At 65.5% G+C, this 597-nt stretch carries 1 protein-coding gene; it reads right to left on the bottom strand.

Features of this window, described 5'->3' with window-relative positions; genetic code table 11:
- On the bottom strand, positions 1 to 597 hold a 597-nt coding region (locus NQU54_RS48765; protein WP_502362219.1), incomplete at both ends, for a transposase family protein.

Below are 597 nucleotides of genomic sequence, written 5' to 3'. Positions count from 1 at the left end.
GACGACGAGGCGTAGGTGGCGCTCTCCCGTGATCAGGATGAGGTCGGTCGCCTCGCGTCGGCATGATCCGATCCAGCGTTCGGCGATGGCGTTCATGCGCGGTACCCGGGGCAGTGTTGGAAGGACGTGCACGCCGATCGCCTCGAAGACGGCATCGAAGCTGTCGGTGAAGTAGGCCCCGTGATCCCGGATGAGGAACGTGATCGACTCGGCATGGTCGCCGAGGTCCATGAGGTAGTTCCGTGCTTGCTGGGTGATCCAGGGGCCGGTCGGGTGTCGGGTGATGCCGGCGATGTGCACCCGCCGGGTGCCGTGGTTGATGAAGAACAGCACGAACCAGCGCCGCAGGAAGACCGTATCGATGTGGAACAGGTCGGTGGCTACGATCGCGGAGGCCTGGGCTTTGAGGAAAGCGGCCCAGGAGCAGTCCACACGCTGCGGCGACGGGTCGATCCCTGCTTGCTTCAGAATGGACCAGACGGTGGAGGCGGCGACCTTGCGGCCCAGGCCGAGGAGCTCTCCGTGGATGCGGCGGTATCCCCATCCAGGGTTCTCCCGCGCCAGACGCAGGACCAGTTGGCGCAGGGCCTCTGGTTT

Origin of the sequence: Streptomyces malaysiensis subsp. samsunensis (assembly GCF_024519315.1) — a bacterium.
Classification (GTDB): domain Bacteria; phylum Actinomycetota; class Actinomycetes; order Streptomycetales; family Streptomycetaceae; genus Streptomyces; species Streptomyces malaysiensis.
This window is presented reverse-complemented; position numbering and strand designations above follow the sequence as displayed.